Genomic DNA, 16,641 nt, shown 5'->3' on the forward strand with positions numbered 1-16,641 from the left:
TGGGGTGGGTCGAACTCTGCGAAGGCCGGCGCGCGGCTGAGCCTGAGCACACTTGGAAGCTCGTTGCTGATTTTGCCCCTGACGCCCCGGCAACATGAATCAACGCTTGTAGCGTTCAGCAGAAATTCTGGCCGAACGATGGGCTGTCCGTTTCGGAACAACGCACTGGTTTTGGCCGGCTCTTTCGTGTTACCTCTGTCCCCCTTCAAAGACAGCACAAAGGGGGAGCACGGTACATGTTTTATCTTGCACCGTACTACGGCACCGATAGCGAACACCTTAAGCACGTCCACCTCTTCTGGCGCAGCGTGAACCAATCGATTTATCTGAGCGTGCGGGATTCACACACGGTCGACCCGGTTCGCCATTACTGTTTTGGAACCAGCCAACACTTCACCGAGGTGACCCGCAGCGAGATTGCGGACATAACCGTGGCCATGCAGATCGCGCGAGAGGCGTTCCTTCAGCAGGGTTTCCTCCACACTTCCCTGACCGCTTGCGAGACTGAATTGCGGTCTGTGCTCGCGCGTATCGATCTCCATCGCGGCCCAGCATATTTCCCATACGAAGTCAGCGAGGTCGCTGAAGCGGTGCTTGATGAGGTAAGAAGCGGCAATCTCGTCTTCGTGCCGAGGAACGAGGATTTGCGAATTTGCGTCAACGCGATTCAAGAGGATCGGCAAAAGCGGCACGCAGCTGAACCACAGCAGCCACAGGACGCAAACCCATACGCGACCGTTCAGCAGATGATGGGTACACCGTCGCGTATGCCGCAGAATCTCAATACGTCGTCACCGCTCGGCGACGCGTCGGCATTCGAGTATGCTCCAGGCATTACGGGCGACTATACGCAGACTGCTTGGTTGCCGAGTACCGGAGGGCCTCCCAATAGTTGGCTTGAGAATCCTTCTGGAAAAAAACAGTGGCGATACTACGATGCAAACGGCGACGCTGCTATCGACATTGATTTCGGCCACGATCACGGAATCGGTGCGCCGCATTCTCACAATTGGGAAAATGGGAGGCGCGATAACGGAAATCCAGTCTCTATATTCTAAGCTCCATGGATATTCTAAATAAGTTTGTTTTCTTTCACGACTGGCAAATCGATTCCGTTTCAACGCGCGAAGACAACCGGTTAATTTTGAGTCTATGCTTCGAGGGGAGACGAGCGGAGCTCACGTTCGCTGGGACCAGCCGTTGCGTAGTTGAACACTTCGGCATGTTGAACATCGTCTACGACATTACGATCCTGCGACCGGACGATCCGCTATACGAGCGAGCACTTTCAACTTTGACCGAATCAGACCGATTCTCCAAGGTGCCCGGAAAGGAGATTGCGCTGGTTGCCGCCACTGCCGGTGCGGAGATTGTTGTCGAATTCAACGCGCTTGAGATTCGGGAAACGGCAGGAACAGCCGACCGAGAAGATTAGGAGACGGAAAACGCGACAAATTTTGATGCTGCCGACAGCTATGCCGCTGATGGCCGATTGATGGGCTAGAAATCATGAAGCCCCGTAAGCTTTTGAACTTACGAGGCTTTCTATCATTCTCTGGCGGAGGCGGTGAGATTCGAACTCACGGAAGGATCGCTCCTTCGCCGGTTTTCAAGACCGGTGCCTTAAACCGCTCGGCCACACCTCCAGCAAGGCGCGTATTGTAGCGCAAGTCACACGCCGCGAGGAGCGTTCAACCTTCGAGCGATTTCGTCGCCCTGAGCGCGGGGAAAAGGCGCATCCACAAAAGCGCGACGGCGATGGTGCCGATCCCGCCGATCAGCACGGCCGGCACCGCGCCGAAGAGCCCCGCCGTCATGCCCGATTCGAACTCGCCGAGCTGATTCGACGTCCCGATGAACAGCGAATTGATCGCACCGACGCGCCCGCGCATTTCATCGGGCGTCTGCAACTGCACGAGCGACAGGCGCACGACCACGCTGATCACATCCGATGCCCCGAGCATCGCAAGCGCCACGAGCGACACGTAGATATTGCGGGACAGCCCGAACACGATGGTCGCAATCCCGAACGCAATGACACCGCCGAACAGCGCGTGGCCCGCGCGCTGCCGCAACGGAAAGTGCGCGAGCCAGATCGATCCGGCAAGCGCGCCGGCCGCGGGCGCGGCGCGCAAAATCCCGAGTCCCCACGGCCCGGTATGCAGGATATCGCGCGCATACACAGGCAGGAGCGCCGTCGCGCCGCCGAGCAGCACCGCGAAAAGATCGAGCGACAGCGCCCCGAGAATGACCGGCTTGCCGCGGATGAAACCGATACCGGAAAAGAGCGCCTCGAACGACAGCGGCGCGCGCATGCGCACGGCTTCGTCGATCCTGATCGCGGTCACCGCGCACGCCGCGACGAGAAATGCGACCGTCACCGCGCCATAGACCGTCAGCGCGCCGAAGCCATAGAGCACGCCGCCCATCGCGGGGCCGAGAATCTGCGCGGTCTGGTTCGCGGAAGTCGACCACGCGCTCGCATGCTGCAACTGGTTGCGCGCGACGAGATTGGGCAGGAGCGCGGCCATGGACGGCGATTCGAACGCGCGCGCCGCGCCGGTGATGGCGGCGATCGCGTAGATCGGCGCGACGTCGTGCCAGCCGTGCCATGCGCCGAGACACAGCACGAGCGCGGCGATGCCTTCGATCGACTGGCACACGTACGCAATCGTGCGCCGGTCGTAACGGTCCGCGACGTGCCCGACGACGAGCGTCAGCACGAACATCGGCACGAACTGCGCGAGCCCGACGAGACCGAGCGCGTACGCGCTATGCGTGATCGAATAGACCTGCCATCCGATCGCGACCGACATCATCTGGAACGCCACCGAGGACATCACCCGCGCGGTCCAGAAAAGCGCGAACGGGCGATGCCGCATCACCGGGCCGGGCGCCATCGTGGGCGCGCTCAATTTTTCGGGTCCTTCAGAAACAGTTCCTGGAGATCGTTGAGAAAGCGCTGGCCGAGTTCGGTTGGCGCGATGCGCTCGATGTCGCGCGTGATGAGACCGCGCTTCTCGGCTTCGACGAGCGCCGGTTCGACCGCGGATAGCGCGAGCCCTGTGCGCTCGACGAACGCATGCACCGGAAAGCCTTCGACGAGACGCAGCGTGTTCAGCATGAACTCGAAAGGCAGATCGCGAGGGCCGACTTCGCGTTCCTCCTGAATCGCGGTTTCGGTGGGCGAGAGCGCGTGGTCCATGTAACTCGCGGGATGCTTGAAGCGGGCCTGACGCAGAATCTTCGACGGAAACGACAGCTTCGTATGCGCGCCCGCGCCGATGCCGAGGTAATCGCCGAAGCGCCAGTAGTTGAGATTGTGGCGGCTCTGCCGATGCGGCTTCGCATACGCCGACACTTCATAGCGCCCGTAACCGGCCTCGCGCGTGCGCTCGTGAATCCAGTCCTGCATGTCGGCGGAGGCGTCGTCGTCGGGGAGGACAGGCGGATACTTCGCGAAGACCGTGTTCGGCTCCATCGTCAGGTGATACAGCGACAGATGCGGCGGCGCGAAGGAAATAGCCGTTTCGATATCGTGCATGCATTCATCGAGCGATTGCTGCGGCAGCGCGAACATCAGATCGAGATTGAAGTTGTCGAAGTGCTTCGCCGCGATTTCGACGGCGCGCCGAGCCTGCGTCGCGTCGTGAATGCGGCCGAGCGCCTTCAGATGCGCTTCGTTGAAGCTCTGAATCCCGATCGACAAACGGTTCACGCCGCTCGCGCGAAACGATGCGAACTTCGCGGACTCGAACGTGCCGGGATTGGCTTCGAGCGTGATCTCGGCGTCGGCATCGATAGGCAGCAATGCGCGCGCGTCCGACAGGAGCCGGTCGAGTCCTTTCGCCGACAGCAGCGAAGGCGTGCCCCCGCCGATGAAGATCGTATGCACCTGCCGTCCCCAAACGAGCGGCAGCGCGCTTTCGAGATCGGCGCGCAACGCGTCGAGATAGCGGTCCTCGGGGAAGGTGTCGTCTTTCCACTCGTGCGAATTGAAATCGCAGTACGGGCATTTGCGCACGCACCACGGAAAATGCACGTACAGCGAGAGCGGCGGCAGCGACGTCAGCCGGATGCTGCCCGGCGACGTGAATGCCTGCACCACGTTGATGGTCTTCGGTCCGGCGCTCACGCAAGTTCCTTCAATCGTTGCAGCAGATCGCGCAGCGCGAGCGCGCGATGGCTCAGCGCGTTCTTGCGCGCGGGATCGAGTTCGGCGGCGGTGGCATTGAGCGCCGGCAGGAAGAAGTGCGGATCGTAGCCGAAGCCGTTCGCGCCGCGCGGCGCATCGATCACTTCGCCGTGCCAGCGGCCTTCCGCGATGAGCGGCTCGGGGTCATCGGCGTGACGCACGAGCACGAGCACGCAGAAGTAATACGCGCGGCGATCGGCTTTATCGGCGAGATCGGCGACGAGGCGCGCGTTGTTCGCGGCATCGCTCTTTGCGCCGCCATTCATGGATGCATAGCGCGCCGAATACACGCCCGGCGCGCCGTTCAGCGCGCGCACGCACAGGCCAGAATCGTCGGCGAGCGCGGGAAGTCCCGTCGATGAAGCCGCGTGCCGCGCCTTCGCCAGCGCGTTCTCGACGAAGGTCACGTGCGGCTCGGGCGCTTCGGGCACGCCGAGCTCGCCCTGCGCGATCAGTTCGATGCCCGCCGCATCCAGCAGCGATGCGAATTCGCGCAGCTTGCCCGCATTGTTCGATGCGAGCACGACGCGGCCAAGACCATTGACATCAGACACCTTGAGTCTCCAGCGCTTCCTTCTGCTTCAGGATCAGCGCCTTGATGCCGCTGTCGGCGAGCGCGATCAGTTCGTTCATCTCTTCGCGCGAGAACGGCGCGCCTTCCGCCGTGCCCTGGACTTCGACGAAGCCGCCCGCGCCCGTCATCACGACGTTCATGTCGGTATCGCATTGCGAGTCTTCGTCGTAGTCGAGATCGAGCACGGGCGAGCCTTCGAAGATGCCGACCGAGATCGCCGCGACGAAGTCCTTCACCGGCGACTGCGCGATCTTGCCTGCCGCGATGAGCTTCGTGACGGCATCGTGCGCCGCGACGAACGCGCCCGTGATGCTTGCCGTGCGCGTGCCGCCATCGGCCTGGATCACATCGCAGTCGATATGCAGCGTGCGCGCGCCGAGCGCGTTCAGGTCGAACACGGAACGCAGCGCGCGGCCGATCAGCCGCTGGATCTCCTGCGTGCGGCCGGTCTGCTTGCCGCGCGCGGCTTCGCGGTCGCTGCGCGTGTGCGTCGCCCGCGGCAGCATGCCGTATTCCGCGGTGAGCCAGCCTTGCTCGCGTCCGCGCAGGAACTCGGGCACGCGCTCGGCGATGCTCGCCGTGCAGATCACTTTCGTATCGCCGAATTCGACGAGCACCGAGCCTTCCGCGTGCTTCGTGTAATTGCGCGTGATGCGCACGTCGCGCAGCTGATTTGCGCGGCGGCCGCTCGGACGCGTGGGAGAAGGCTTGAGCAGGGGAGAGTCGGTCATGGGTGCAAGGAAGAGAGAGTGGAACCAGCGAACCCACCGATTTTATCGTCATTCAACCGTGGACGTTGCGCGCGGCTCATGCGTCCCGAAGCGGCATCCCGAAGCGCTATCCGGGCGGGCCGTGCGCCAAAAATGGGATAATGCGGATTCCTCGCCCGGCGGCCAAACGCGTGCCATTCCCAGAGCACTTTCGAGAGCGCCCGGGCGTTTCGTATCGAACCGGCCTTCGCAACGAAGGCTCACATCGCGAGACGTACCATGATCTACAGCATGACAGGCTATGCCAGCGCGACGCGCGAAGTCGTCGCGGATGGCGCGGGACCCAATGGCGCCGGCGGTTCGGGCGTCGGTGTATCGGTGGAATTGCGCACGGTGAATTCGCGCTTTCTCGACCTGAACTTCCGCATGCCCGAAGACGTGCGCGCGACCGAGCCGCAATTGCGCGAAATGCTGATGACCAAGCTCTCGCGCGGCAAGGTCGATATCCGCATCAATCTGAATCGCGTCGAGCAGACCGCGAACGCGGGCGCGCTGAATCGCGAAGCGCTCACGCAACTCGCGACGCTCGAGCGCGCCGTGCTCGATATCTTCCCCGACGCCGAGCGCATGCGCACCGGCGAAATCCTGCGCTGGCCCGGCGTGCTCGCGGAAAGCGCGGTGTCGCAGGAAACGCTGCGCGAAGCGGTGCTCGCGTGCGGCAGGCAGGCGATCGCCGATCTCATCGAAGTGCGCGCGCGTGAAGGCGCGGCGCTCGGCAACGTGCTCATCAACAACGTGACGGAAATGGAAGCGATCGTCACGCGCATCACGCCGCTCGTGCCCGAACTGATCGCGAAGCATCAGCAGAAGATCGTCGAGCGTCTGCAGGACGCGCTCGGCATCGCAACCACCGAAGGCGGCACGACGGTCACGACGAGCGTGCCGCGCGAGGAAATCGCGGAGCGCATCCGTCAGGAAGTGACGATGTACGGCATTCGCATCGACATCGCGGAAGAGTTGCAGCGTCTCACCGCGCATCTCGCCGAGACGCGTCACGTGCTGCAAAAGGGCGGAAAGGTGGGCAAGCGGCTCGACTTCATGATGCAGGAGCTGAACCGCGAAGCGAACACGCTCGGCTCGAAGGCCGCCGCGAAGGAACTCGCCGATGCATCGATGACGCTCAAGTTGCTCATCGAGCAGATGCGCGAACAAGTACAGAATCTGGAGTAATGCAACATCATGCCGAACACCACGCACCGCTCGCATAGTCACTATACGGGCATCTATCCCGGCAACCTGTTCATGGTCGTGGCGCCTTCGGGCGCGGGCAAGTCCACGCTCGTGAACGCGCTGCTCGCCGAGGACCGGGAGATCCTCCTGTCGGTTTCATACACCACGCGTGAAGCGCGTTCGAAGGAAACCAATGGCGTGCAGTATCACTTCGTGTCCGTCGATGAATTCATGGAGCGGCGCGATAAGGGCGAGTTTCTCGAAAGCGCCGAAGTGCACGGCAACTACTACGCCACGTCGAAGCTGTGGATCGCGGAGCAGATGAAGCAGGGCCATGACGTGCTGCTGGAAATCGACTGGCAGGGCGCGCAGCAGGTGAAGAAGCAGTTCCGCAACGCGGTGGAGATTTTCATCCTGCCGCCGTCGCTCGATGCGCTCGAAGACCGCCTCAAGAAGCGCGGGCAGGATTCCGAGAAAGTGATCGTGCGGCGTCTGCTCGCGGCCGGCAGCGAGATGGCGCATGCGTCGGAAGCGGAGTATGTGGTGATCAACGAGAACTTCGATCGCGCGCTCAACGAATTGCGCTGTCTCGTCGCCGCGACGCGTCTGCGCTTCACGTCGCAGTACGCGCGCAACACGCAGCTTTTCGTCGATCTCGGCATCCACTCCACGCCGCAATCGTGACGCACTGCAGTGGCCGGGTCATTCGGTCACATAAGGTAGAATAAAACCCACATCGAGAAGGAAACAAACATGGCCCGTATCACCGTTGAAGACTGCCTGAAACAAATCCCGAATCGCTTCGAGCTCGCGCTCGCGGCAACGTATCGCGCGCGTCAGCTCGCACAAGGCCATACGCCGAAGATCGAAAGCCGCGACAAGCCGACCGTCGTTGCGCTGCGCGAAATCGCCGCGGGCCAGGTTGGTATCGAAATGCTGAAAAAGGTGCCGGTCTAAGTACCGCCCGCTTATTCGTTTCAACTCGTTTCATTTAGCAGTTTCATTTTTCGTAACCGACGACCACGCGCGTCACTACCACGGAGGCGAAGATGAGCCAGACACCGTTGCCCGTCTCCGCCGCCGTGGACCCAGACATCGAAATCGACGCCGATTCCGTGCTCGATGCCGATAAGCCGCACGCGGCGCGCAAGTACATCGATGCGGTCCTCGAACAGTCGTTCCGCCATCTGTTCGGCCCGACCGCTACGCCGGAGCAGCCGCGCAAGCATGACGTCGTTTCCATCTCGAAACTGACGAACGCGCTCGCGAGCTACATCACTCCGGAAGAGATCAAGGAAGTCAAGGCGGCTTTCCATTTCAGCGACGAAGCGCACCTCGGGCAGTATCGCCAGAGCGGTGAGCCGTACATCACGCATCCGGTGGCGGTCGCGGAAATCTGCGCGGGCTGGAAGCTGGATGCGCAATCGATCATGGCGGCGCTGCTGCACGACGTGATCGAAGATCAGGGCGTGACCAAGACCGAGATCGCGGAGCGTTTCGGCGCGAAGGTCGCGGAACTGGTCGACGGCTTGTCCAAGCTGGACAAGATGGAATTCCGCAATCGCGAGGAAGCGCAGGCGGAAAACTTCCGCAAGATGCTCCTCGCGATGGCGCGCGACGTGCGCGTCATTCTCGTCAAGCTCGCCGACCGGCTGCACAACATGCGCACGCTGGGCGCGGTGCCGCCGGAAAAGCGCCGGCGCGTCGCGCGCGAAACGCTCGACATCTACGCGCCGATCGCGCACCGGCTTGGTCTGAACAATACGTATCGCGAGCTGCAGGACCTCTCGTTCGCGAACTTCAACCCGAATCGGTACGCCACGCTCGAGAAGGCGGTGAAGGCCGCGCGCGGGAACCGGCGTGAAGTGGTCGGCAAGATTCTCGAAGCGGTGCAGCGCACCATCGCGGACGCCAAGATCAACGCGGAAGTCACCGGCCGCGAGAAGACCATCTACAGCATCTACAAGAAGATGCGCGACAAGCAGTTGTCGTTCTCTCAGGTGCTGGATGTGTATGGTTTTCGCGTGGTCGTCGAGAGTGCGCTCGAGTGCTATACGTGCATCGGCGCGCTGCATGCGCTCTACAAGCCCGTGCCGGGCAAGTTCAAGGACTACATCGCCATTCCGAAGGTGAACGGCTATCAGTCCCTGCACACGACCCTGGTCGGCCCGTTCGGCGCGCCGATCGAGTTCCAGATCCGCACGCGCAAGATGCACGAAATCGCCGAAGCCGGCGTGGCGGCGCACTGGCTCTACAAGAACGGTGGCGCGGATCTGAACGACGTCCAGAAACGCGCGCATCAATGGCTCAAGTCGCTGCTCGACATTCAAAGCGAAGCGGGCGATTCGAGCGAATTCCTCGAACACGTCAAGATCGACCTGTTCCCGGACGCGGTCTACGTATTCACGCCGAAGTCGAAGATCATGCCGCTGCCGCGCGGCGCGACCGCGCTCGACTTTGCGTATTCCATTCACAGCGACCTCGGCAATCAGTGCGTCGCGGTGAAGATCAACAACGAGCTCCTGCCGCTGCGCACGGAGCTGAAGAGCGGCGATATCGTCGAAGTGATCACCGCGCCGTATTCGAAGCCGAATCCCGCGTGGCTCGGCTTCGTGCGCACCGGCAAGGCGCGCTCGGCCATCCGTCACTACCTGAAGACGATGCGCCTCAACGAGTCCGTCCAGCTGGGCGAACGGCTCGTCGATCAGAGTCTCAAGGGCTACGGCCTCGCGCTCTCCGATGTCACGCCGGAAGTGTGGGAAAAGCTCGTGCTCTGGACGGGCAACAAGACGCGCCAGGAAATCTTCGCGGATATCGGCCTCGGCCGTCGCGTGGCGGCGGTCATGGCGAAGCGCATCGAAGTATTGATGAACGGCATCGCCGACGACGACGAGCATTCGCATCGCGAGCATCACAACACCAATACCGCGCCGCCCGTGGTCATCACGGGCACGGAAGGCATGTCGGTGCAATTGTCGCCGTGCTGCCGCCCGATTCCCGGCGACAACATCATGGGCTACATCGGCATCGGGCTCGGCATGGCGATTCACACGACCGAATGCCGTGTCGCGCAGCGGATTCATCGGCGCGATCCGGGCCGCTGGATCGACGTCGCGTGGGCGCCGCAGCCGGGACGCCTCTTCGATGTCGCCGTGAAGGTGCTCGTGAAGAACACGAAGGGCGTATTCGCGCGCGTCGCGGCGGATATCACGTCGGCGGACGCGAATATCGTCCATATCGCAATGGATGAGGACGTGTCGCAGGAAGCGAAGCTCCTGCGCTTCGTGATCCAGGTGAGCGACCGCGTGCATCTGGCCAACGTCATGCGCCGCGTGCGCACCAATCCGGACGTGATGCGCATCGCGCGCGAGCGTCCGAGTGACGAACCGCATCACCGCAATCAGGACGGCGGCATGCGCATCGACCGCGAGCGCGCCGACTACTGACGCGGCGCGCGGGTACGCGGCGTGCATGCCTGTCGTCGTCCGACGAACAGGAGAGAGCGCCGCAATGAATACTTCCGATCTCGAAGGCTCCACGCTCGACTATTGGGTCGCGCGGGGGCTGCATGAATTCATCCGCGAGATTCACTTCACCGACAGTGGCGAGACGCTCTCCATCCGCGGCAACGACCGCGGCAAGCCCTGGGACGGCCGCTTCCTGCCCTCTACATCATGGGAGGCCGCATCGGTCGTGCTGGAGCGCGCCTGCAAGCTCGAGATGCACGATCAGGGGCGTGGCGAGGTGGTCTGCACCGTCACCTTCGGCACGGACGGCAAGCCGGTGGAAGGGCGGGGCGTGTCGCTGCGGATCGCATTGTTGCGCGCGTTCGTGCGGCATGCGTTCGGCGATACGGTCGAGGGGGAATATCTACGCCGCCCGCAGTCGCTGCTGGGCGCGCGCGCCGAGGCGATCGGGGAATCGAGCGCGGTGGCATCGGTGGAGGACGTGCCTTCGCCCGACAGGCATATCGGCGATATCAGTCCGGTGCCCCGCCCGTAGCTGGTACGCCGTGTTCGGACGCGGAAAAGCTCGATGAACCAAACAAAAAGGGCCTTCCGTGTGGAAGGCCCTTCGAAAAAATGGCGCGGCTGGCAGGATTCGAACCCACGACCCCTTGGTTCGTAGCCAAGTACTCTATCCAACTGAGCTACAGCCGCACGCAAAACGGTACTGCTTGTTACTTCCGCGCTTATGGTTAAGCGCTCGATGCTTTCGTTATTGACGCGACCGTCAAGGAGAAAACACCAAAATAGGTGGCGCGGCTGGCAGGATTCGAACCCACGACCCCTTGGTTCGTAGCCAAGTACTCTATCCAACTGAGCTACAGCCGCACGCAGAAGCGGAATTATAGCCAAGCCTGTTTTGAAATGGAAGGGGTATTGACCGAATTATCGATTTTTCTTCCACGAAAGGCATGCGAGGCGTGGTAAGTTGATGTTTCGTAAGCAAAGTACCTCTCGGAATTCGACATCGATTCGCATCATGAACAAGGCATTTGTCAAAGAGTCGGACGACACCGACGACGACCTCGAACTCGGCCATCCGGACGTCCCGGCGGGCACGAAGAACTACATCACGCCTGCGGGCCATCAGCGGCTGCGTGACGAGCTTCTGCAGCTTCTCGATACCGAGCGCCCGGAAGTGGTCAGGCTCGTCTCCTGGGCCGCATCGAACGGCGACCGCTCGGAGAACGGCGACTATATCTACGGCAAGCGGCGCCTGCGCGAGATCGACCGGCGCATCCGCTTTCTGGGCAAACGTCTGGATCTGGCGGAAGTGGTGGACAGCAGCAGGCAGGAGAACGTCGACCAGGTGTTCTTCGGCGCGACGGTGGACTACGCGGGCGACGACGGCGATGTGAAAACCGTCACGATCGTCGGCGTGGACGAGGTGGATCTGGAGCGCGGCTACGTGAGCTGGATCTCACCGGTGGCGCGGGCACTCCTGAAGGCGAAGATCGGCGATACGGTCGCGCTGCACACGCCCGCGGGCGTGCAGCAGATCGATATCCTGGACGTGCGATATCCGCATTGATCCGCGACGCTGCGCGGCAGGGACGAAAAAAAGCCGCTCCGAGGAGCGGCTTTTCTACAGCGGTACTGCCTGTGAAGCTTAGAAGCGGTGACGCATACCGACCGTCGCCGAAACCTGGTTCGAGTTCGACGACATGCCGACGCCGTTGATCACTGCACCGATAGGCAGGTTGTCCTTGTCGGTCATGTGCTGGTACTCGCCTTGCAGGTACACGTCGGTACGCTTCGACAGCGCGTACGCCGTCTGCAGGCTGACCTGGTGGAACTTCGGGCTTTCGCCGTCGATGCGGCTGTCGGTGTACGTGTAGGCACCCGCGAGCGACAGAGCCGGCGTCAGGTTGTAACGGCCGTTGACTTCGTAGTTCGTGAAGCGGACGTGACCGTCGGTCAGGTTGATGTTGCCCGCGCCTTGCGTGCCGACGTTCGTGATCGACGAAGCGTTGTCCAGCATCGTCTGCGTGAAGACGAAGCCGACCGTTGCGGGGCCGAACGCGTAGCTCAGGCCACCGCCGAAGATGCGCTGACGGCCTGCGACGAACGGCGTGTTGTCGGTCGTGATCGCGCCGGTGACGTTGTTCGTCGGCGAGCCGACGTTGTTCAGTTGCATGTACGCGGCAGCGACGTTCAACGGGCCGTAGTTGTACGACGCGCCGACGCTGTATGCGCGGTTATCCGCGAAGCCGCCTGCTTCGTTCGAGAAGCCGTACATCGCGCCCAGCTTGAAGCCGGCGTAGTTCGCGCTCGTGTACTTGACCGAGTTGTTGACGCGGAACGTGTTGTCGAGGTTGTCGTTGTCGAACGGGTGGGCGAACTGCGTGCCGCCGTATTGCGTGCCCGTCAGAGCCAGAGGCCCGAGGAAGTCGACCACGGAGTCATATTGACGACCGAGGGTCACCGAGCCGAACTGCGTGCTCGACAGACCGACGAATGCCTGACGGCCGAACTCGCGACCGCCCTGGCCGTTCGTGCCGTTCATGATGTTGAAGCCGTTCTCCAACGTGAAGATCGCCTTCAGGCCGCCGCCGAGGTCTTCAGCGCCGCGCAGGCCCCAACGGCTGCCGTTGACCGAACCGCTCGTCGCCTTCCAGTTGCTGTGGCCTTGCTGGTTATTCGTATAGGTGATGCCCGCGTCGATCAGGCCGTACAGCGTGACGCTGCTTTGCGCATGGGCGGCGGTGGCAAAAACGCCCGTCAGGGCGGCGACCATGAGAGTCTTTTTCATCTTTGTAACTCCGAGAGCAGATTGGGCCGGGGACCCAGGCTTTGAGGAAACCTCGCTCCGGCGCGCTGCGAGAGGCGCGGGCGGAGGAGCAATGCGTCAGCGGAGCGACACATTTGTTTCCGGACCAGACGAAGTGTAAAGACGGTGTTACAGACGGGACGTTCCAATTTCCGCAATAAACCATTGTTGATGCGGCAATGATCTCGCTAAAGCATATTTTTCTTTATATACAACGATTTATCGGCGAATAAAGTCGTAAGGGGAGAACTGTCAACCGAACGACGTTGCGCATGCGCGACATGAACCGGTGTGGAAATGCAACGGGAAAATCCGGAACACGGATTGTTGATGTATCTGAAATAGAAGTTTGCTGGTTTTGCAGGTAATTCATTCGAACCGCATCGCTATACTGCTGATTCTGCTTTCCGAAGCAGACTTTTTCGTTGACGGAAAAAGATCTCCAAACTTTGTCAGCGCGACTTCCCGGTCGCGCTTTTTTTTTGCGGTGTCCGTTCTAGTGGGAAGCTTTGCCTTCTTCGCCCTTCACCGGCTTGCCGTCAAGCGGCTTCCATCGCGTGCTGCCTTGCATCCTGGGCGATGACAGCAGGTTCTGCCAGCGATCGCCATGCCTCGCGGGATCGAAATCGAGCGATGTTGCGGACTCCGTCGCGGGCTTGATCGATGGCGCAGTTAGCGAGCGATTCGGTGGAGTTTAAACATCGTCACTAGCCTCGCATTACATTTAAGTCGGCGCCTGGTTTCCAGGTTGCTTAATTCCGGAGGATCGGGCAAGGCGAGTAAATTCTTGCGATTTGAATAATCCGATTGCCGGACGAATAATTTGTTTTATATTTGAATTAGAGAGACTATTTTCTTGCTGGCAGATACGATTATCAGGAAGTTGCGATCGCCTATTATTGATGCAATATGGAGTAGTTTCGCGTTCGAATCGAATGCGCGTCCGAAATGAAAATCGGGTTTTGGTGAATCGCGCTCAATTGAGTGGAGTGAATGAGGGTCTTTCGCGGCGGGCATCGCAAACGGGCCAACCCAAGCCGCGGAGACGCCTGCGCGGCGCATCGCGGCACGCGGTGGCGTGGGCTTGGATGACCGGACTGTCGCGACTCTCGGCATCGGCGCACACCCTGAAAAGCATTCTTTGTTAATCAGGGAATGCAATTACGGGTTGTCCGCTATTGCGAGTTGATCAGCTTAATGGTCCAGCGCCGGACATTCAAAAACAACCGTTCGACTTCCGAATAAAAGATTCGCGGGCGCAAAGCGCCTTGAGCATCGCCTAACGAATTCCGATGCGACATAAGCCAGCGATGCCCGGCAGCAAAAGCCCGCCGCCCTTTGCTGCGTTAGAATGGGCAATCCAGCAAATCTCCATTCCGGCCCATCGCGCCGCCTCGTTCGTCCATCCACGATGCATTCCGATCCGTCAGCCAGCTTTGCCTATCCCTCCGAACCCATCGCGTTCGTCGATCTCGAAACGACCGGCGCGACGTTCGGCGTGGACCGCATCACCGAGATCGGCATCGTGGAGATCGGTTCGTCGGGCGTGTCGCAATGGACGTCGCTCGTCAACCCGGAAAAGCGGATTCCCGCGTTCGTTCAGCAGTTGACCGGCATCACCGATGCGATGGTGCGCGATGCCCCGACGTTCGAGCAGCTCGCCTCCGGCTTGCTCGACCGAATGAATGGCCGCCTGTTCGTCGCACACAACGCGCACTTCGACCATGGCTTCCTGAAGGGCGAATTCAGACGCATGGGTCTTCGCTTCGCACCCGATGTTCTCTGCACGGTGCAGCTTTCGCGCGCGGTCTATCCATCCGAAAGCCGTCACGGCCTCGATGCGCTCGTCGCGCGGCACGCGCTCGTGCCTGCCGCGCGGCATCGCGCACTCGCCGATGCCGACCTGCTCTGGCAGTTCTGGCAGCACCTGCATCGCGCGCACGCGCCGGATGTCATGCGCGCGCATGTGGAACGCGTGACGCGCCGGTTCCAGCTCGCCGCGCACATCGATGAAGACACGATCGAGCAGATTCCCGCCGGCTGCGGCGCCTATATGTTTTATGGCGATGACGACGCGCCGCTCTACGCCGGCAGAAGCGTGCGACTGCGTCAGCGCGTGCGTTCGCATCTCGTGGGGCCGCGGCGTTCCGCGAAGGATCTACGCCTCGCCGCGCTCGTGCGCCGCGTCGAATGGAAGGCGACGTGCGGAGAAATCGGCGCGATGCTGGCCGAGGCGCAGTGGATCGCAAGTTCACGTCCGGCGCACAACCGCGCGGCGAAAACGCCTCCGGGCGATGTTCGCGGCGCGCCGTGGCCGCACGCAGGCGCGATCGCAATCGAGGAGCGCGACGAGGCTTCGGGACAACGCGCGTGGCACGTCATCGACCGCTGGTGCTATCTCGGCACGGCGGACACGCTTGCGCAGGCCGGCGCGCTGGGTGCGAACGCCGACACGCCCGCATTCGAACTGTCGACGTACCGCATTCTGAGCGAGCGTCTCGCGCGCGGACTCGCGGTGACGCCGCTCGCTGCCTCGAGGTTCGTGACCGCCGTTTAAGACAGCATCACCCGACCGCGCCGACGCCGCCCGTCGCGCAGACGTGGGACAGCGCGCGCATGAGCGGCGGGTTCATCGACGAGTTATAGCGCGTCAGATGCTTCCATCGCGCCACACTTTCAGCGAGACGAACCGGGCAGTCGTCCGCATGGCGAAGCGGCTCGACATGCGCGAGCGCCGATACGAGAGACTGTGTGAGCCGATCGAGCTTCGGACGCGTGTCCCTGGCGAGATCGGGCGGCGATTCTTCGGGCGCCGCCTTCAGCGCGCGCCAGTTGGCGAAGAGCGCGTTCTGCACGTCCTTGCTGGCATCGATCTGGTCGCGGAAAAACTGACGCGCGAACTCGGGATCGACCTGCGCGGCCGTGGCCTTTTCCTCGACGTGCTTGAGCAACGCCTCTTCGCGCGGGACGTCGGTGACCGGCTCGTGATGTGCCCACTTCCAGCGCGCGACCGGCTCCGCGAGCGCGAGCCGTTGCGAGACCAGGGCGATGAGGTTGGTGAACGCGGTGTCGTCGCCGTCAGCTTGCGCGGACGCGGGCGCGGCGAGCGCGAGCACGAGCACGCAGGCGACAGAGGCGAAGGCGAGGAGGGGAGACTTCGATCGACGGCGCATCGGTGTCCGGGAAAAAGCTCCAAGAATAGCGCACCGCACGGTCAATCCGAAACGATGGCAGCCAACTGAAGGGATCACATTCGACGGGGCGAGCCGAACCGCACGACTCGCCCGATTGCGGTCATGAACGCTGGGCGCGACGCGTCCTGGCGTGAGCCATGTGCGGACCATACGGTCCGCGTGCGCCGCGCGCGGCGGGCGTCGTTCTCACGACGACGGCGTGATCCAGCGTGTCCGCCTTATTTCGACTGCGCCGATTTGCGCTGTTCATCGAAGAACGCGCGCACGTGCTCGGGCAGTTCGGTCGCGAGAAATTCGACGGCAACCGGTTCCGGATCCGGACAATACACCTTGTCGGGCGTCGGGATTTTCGTCGGTTTCGCGTCCATGATTTCTCTCCTCTGTGACATCAACAATTGCGCCTACGGGCCGATGCGGTTTTTGCGCTGCCGCATGCGGCGGAAATACCAAATACGGTTTCCT

Annotated in this window: 16 protein-coding genes and 3 tRNA genes; 9 read left to right on the plus strand and 10 right to left on the minus strand. The window is 61.9% G+C overall.

The annotated features are described in order from the left end of the window. Nucleotides 1–236 precede the first annotated feature (236 nt). Entirely contained in the window at nucleotides 237–1,058 is an 822-nt protein-coding gene (locus AC1Z32_RS17590) for a hypothetical protein (protein ID WP_483479829.1), read from the plus strand. Nucleotides 1,059–1,222: 164 nt separating this feature from the next. After that, nucleotides 1,223–1,435: a hypothetical protein gene (locus AC1Z32_RS17595; protein WP_483479830.1), complete on the plus strand. Its 213-nt coding sequence runs from the start codon at nucleotides 1,223–1,225 to the stop codon at nucleotides 1,433–1,435. A gap of 121 nt (nucleotides 1,436–1,556) precedes the next feature. On the opposite strand, the gene AC1Z32_RS17600 is transcribed toward AC1Z32_RS17595, so the two are convergent. The 5 genes from AC1Z32_RS17600 to rph all read right to left on the minus strand — a co-directional run bounded on the left by AC1Z32_RS17600 (nucleotide 1,557) and on the right by rph (nucleotide 5,500). After that, nucleotides 1,557–1,646, minus strand: a tRNA-Ser gene (locus AC1Z32_RS17600). 45 nt (nucleotides 1,647–1,691) lie between these two features. Further along, on the minus strand, nucleotides 1,692–2,900 hold the full coding sequence (locus AC1Z32_RS17605; RefSeq protein ID WP_483481667.1) for an MFS transporter: 1,209 nt from the start codon (nucleotides 2,898–2,900) through the stop codon (nucleotides 1,692–1,694). 11 nt (nucleotides 2,901–2,911) lie between these two features. Continuing rightward, nucleotides 2,912–4,135 carry a radical SAM family heme chaperone HemW gene (gene hemW / locus AC1Z32_RS17610; protein WP_483479831.1) on the minus strand — a complete coding sequence of 408 codons (1,224 nt, stop codon included), beginning with the start codon at nucleotides 4,133–4,135 and terminating at the stop codon, nucleotides 2,912–2,914. Further along, complete coding sequence (gene rdgB / locus AC1Z32_RS17615) at nucleotides 4,132–4,749, minus strand: RdgB/HAM1 family non-canonical purine NTP pyrophosphatase (RefSeq protein WP_483479832.1); 618 nt, start codon at nucleotides 4,747–4,749, stop codon at nucleotides 4,132–4,134. The genes hemW and rdgB overlap by 4 nt, the downstream gene beginning before the upstream one ends. Beyond that, nucleotides 4,742–5,500, minus strand: a complete 759-nt coding sequence (gene rph, locus AC1Z32_RS17620; RefSeq protein ID WP_483479833.1) for a ribonuclease PH — start codon at nucleotides 5,498–5,500, stop codon at nucleotides 4,742–4,744. The genes rdgB and rph overlap by 8 nt, the downstream gene beginning before the upstream one ends. 258 nt (nucleotides 5,501–5,758) lie before the next feature. Here rph and AC1Z32_RS17625 point away from each other — a divergent pair, with 258 nt between their 5' ends. From AC1Z32_RS17625 to AC1Z32_RS17645, 5 genes are all read left to right on the plus strand, one after another. Then, complete coding sequence (locus tag AC1Z32_RS17625) at nucleotides 5,759–6,709, plus strand: YicC/YloC family endoribonuclease (RefSeq protein ID WP_483479834.1); 951 nt, start codon at nucleotides 5,759–5,761, stop codon at nucleotides 6,707–6,709. Between the two features lie 9 nt (nucleotides 6,710–6,718). Next, nucleotides 6,719–7,393 (plus strand): guanylate kinase, encoded by a 675-nt coding sequence (gmk, locus tag AC1Z32_RS17630; RefSeq protein WP_483479835.1) that lies wholly within the window; start codon nucleotides 6,719–6,721, stop codon nucleotides 7,391–7,393. Between the two features lie 69 nt (nucleotides 7,394–7,462). Continuing rightward, nucleotides 7,463–7,666: a DNA-directed RNA polymerase subunit omega gene (gene rpoZ / locus AC1Z32_RS17635; protein WP_006999799.1), complete on the plus strand. Its 204-nt coding sequence runs from the start codon at nucleotides 7,463–7,465 to the stop codon at nucleotides 7,664–7,666. Nucleotides 7,667–7,758: 92 nt separating this feature from the next. Next, nucleotides 7,759–10,155 (plus strand): RelA/SpoT family protein, encoded by a 2,397-nt coding sequence (locus AC1Z32_RS17640; protein ID WP_062602540.1) that lies wholly within the window; start codon nucleotides 7,759–7,761, stop codon nucleotides 10,153–10,155. A gap of 64 nt (nucleotides 10,156–10,219) precedes the next feature. Beyond that, complete coding sequence (locus AC1Z32_RS17645; RefSeq protein WP_483479836.1) at nucleotides 10,220–10,711, plus strand: phage protein NinX family protein; 492 nt, start codon at nucleotides 10,220–10,222, stop codon at nucleotides 10,709–10,711. A gap of 81 nt (nucleotides 10,712–10,792) precedes the next feature. Here AC1Z32_RS17645 and AC1Z32_RS17650 read toward each other — a convergent pair. Both AC1Z32_RS17650 and AC1Z32_RS17655 read right to left on the minus strand, forming a co-directional pair. Further along, nucleotides 10,793–10,869 (minus strand) — tRNA-Arg (locus tag AC1Z32_RS17650). Nucleotides 10,870–10,966: 97 nt separating this feature from the next. Further along, nucleotides 10,967–11,043, minus strand: a tRNA-Arg gene (locus AC1Z32_RS17655). Nucleotides 11,044–11,194: 151 nt separating this feature from the next. Between AC1Z32_RS17655 and greB the strand changes: the two genes are divergently transcribed. Next, entirely contained in the window at nucleotides 11,195–11,746 is a 552-nt protein-coding gene (gene greB / locus AC1Z32_RS17660; protein WP_483479837.1) for a transcription elongation factor GreB, read from the plus strand. A gap of 78 nt (nucleotides 11,747–11,824) precedes the next feature. Here greB and AC1Z32_RS17665 read toward each other — a convergent pair whose 3' ends face one another. Continuing rightward, on the minus strand, nucleotides 11,825–12,967 hold the full coding sequence (locus AC1Z32_RS17665) for a porin (protein WP_483479838.1): 1,143 nt from the start codon (nucleotides 12,965–12,967) through the stop codon (nucleotides 11,825–11,827). Nucleotides 12,968–14,396: 1,429 nt separating this feature from the next. Here AC1Z32_RS17665 and AC1Z32_RS17670 point away from each other — a divergent pair. Beyond that, a complete protein-coding gene (locus tag AC1Z32_RS17670) occupies nucleotides 14,397–15,542 on the plus strand; it encodes an exonuclease domain-containing protein (protein WP_483479839.1) in 1,146 nt (381 codons plus the stop codon). A 7-nt stretch (nucleotides 15,543–15,549) separates the two neighbouring features. Here the strand turns inward: AC1Z32_RS17670 and AC1Z32_RS17675 are convergent, their stop codons facing one another. After that, entirely contained in the window at nucleotides 15,550–16,158 is a 609-nt protein-coding gene (locus AC1Z32_RS17675; RefSeq protein ID WP_483479840.1) for a chorismate mutase, read from the minus strand. Nucleotides 16,159–16,397: 239 nt separating this feature from the next. Beyond that, a complete protein-coding gene (locus AC1Z32_RS17680; protein WP_483479841.1) occupies nucleotides 16,398–16,547 on the minus strand; it encodes a hypothetical protein in 150 nt (49 codons plus the stop codon). Nucleotides 16,548–16,641 lie beyond the last annotated feature (94 nt).

It is taken from the genome of Caballeronia sp. 11_S32 (assembly GCF_056930355.1).

Coding starts and splice junctions, on each gene's coding strand:
- AC1Z32_RS17590 (WP_483479829.1), top strand. CDS start 237: ATGTTTTATCTTGCACCGTACTACGGCACCGATAGCGAACACCTTAAG.
- AC1Z32_RS17595 (WP_483479830.1), top strand. CDS start 1,223: ATGTTGAACATCGTCTACGACATTACGATCCTGCGACCGGACGATCCG.
- AC1Z32_RS17605 (WP_483481667.1), bottom strand. CDS start 2,900: ATGGCGCCCGGCCCGGTGATGCGGCATCGCCCGTTCGCGCTTTTCTGG.
- rph (WP_483479833.1), bottom strand. CDS start 5,500: ATGACCGACTCTCCCCTGCTCAAGCCTTCTCCCACGCGTCCGAGCGGC.
- AC1Z32_RS17625 (WP_483479834.1), top strand. CDS start 5,759: ATGATCTACAGCATGACAGGCTATGCCAGCGCGACGCGCGAAGTCGTC.
- gmk (WP_483479835.1), top strand. CDS start 6,719: ATGCCGAACACCACGCACCGCTCGCATAGTCACTATACGGGCATCTAT.
- rpoZ (WP_006999799.1), top strand. CDS start 7,463: ATGGCCCGTATCACCGTTGAAGACTGCCTGAAACAAATCCCGAATCGC.
- AC1Z32_RS17640 (WP_062602540.1), top strand. CDS start 7,759: ATGAGCCAGACACCGTTGCCCGTCTCCGCCGCCGTGGACCCAGACATC.
- AC1Z32_RS17645 (WP_483479836.1), top strand. CDS start 10,220: ATGAATACTTCCGATCTCGAAGGCTCCACGCTCGACTATTGGGTCGCG.
- greB (WP_483479837.1), top strand. CDS start 11,195: ATGAACAAGGCATTTGTCAAAGAGTCGGACGACACCGACGACGACCTC.
- AC1Z32_RS17665 (WP_483479838.1), bottom strand. CDS start 12,967: ATGAAAAAGACTCTCATGGTCGCCGCCCTGACGGGCGTTTTTGCCACC.
- AC1Z32_RS17670 (WP_483479839.1), top strand. CDS start 14,397: ATGCATTCCGATCCGTCAGCCAGCTTTGCCTATCCCTCCGAACCCATC.
- AC1Z32_RS17675 (WP_483479840.1), bottom strand. CDS start 16,158: ATGCGCCGTCGATCGAAGTCTCCCCTCCTCGCCTTCGCCTCTGTCGCC.
- AC1Z32_RS17680 (WP_483479841.1), bottom strand. CDS start 16,547: ATGGACGCGAAACCGACGAAAATCCCGACGCCCGACAAGGTGTATTGT.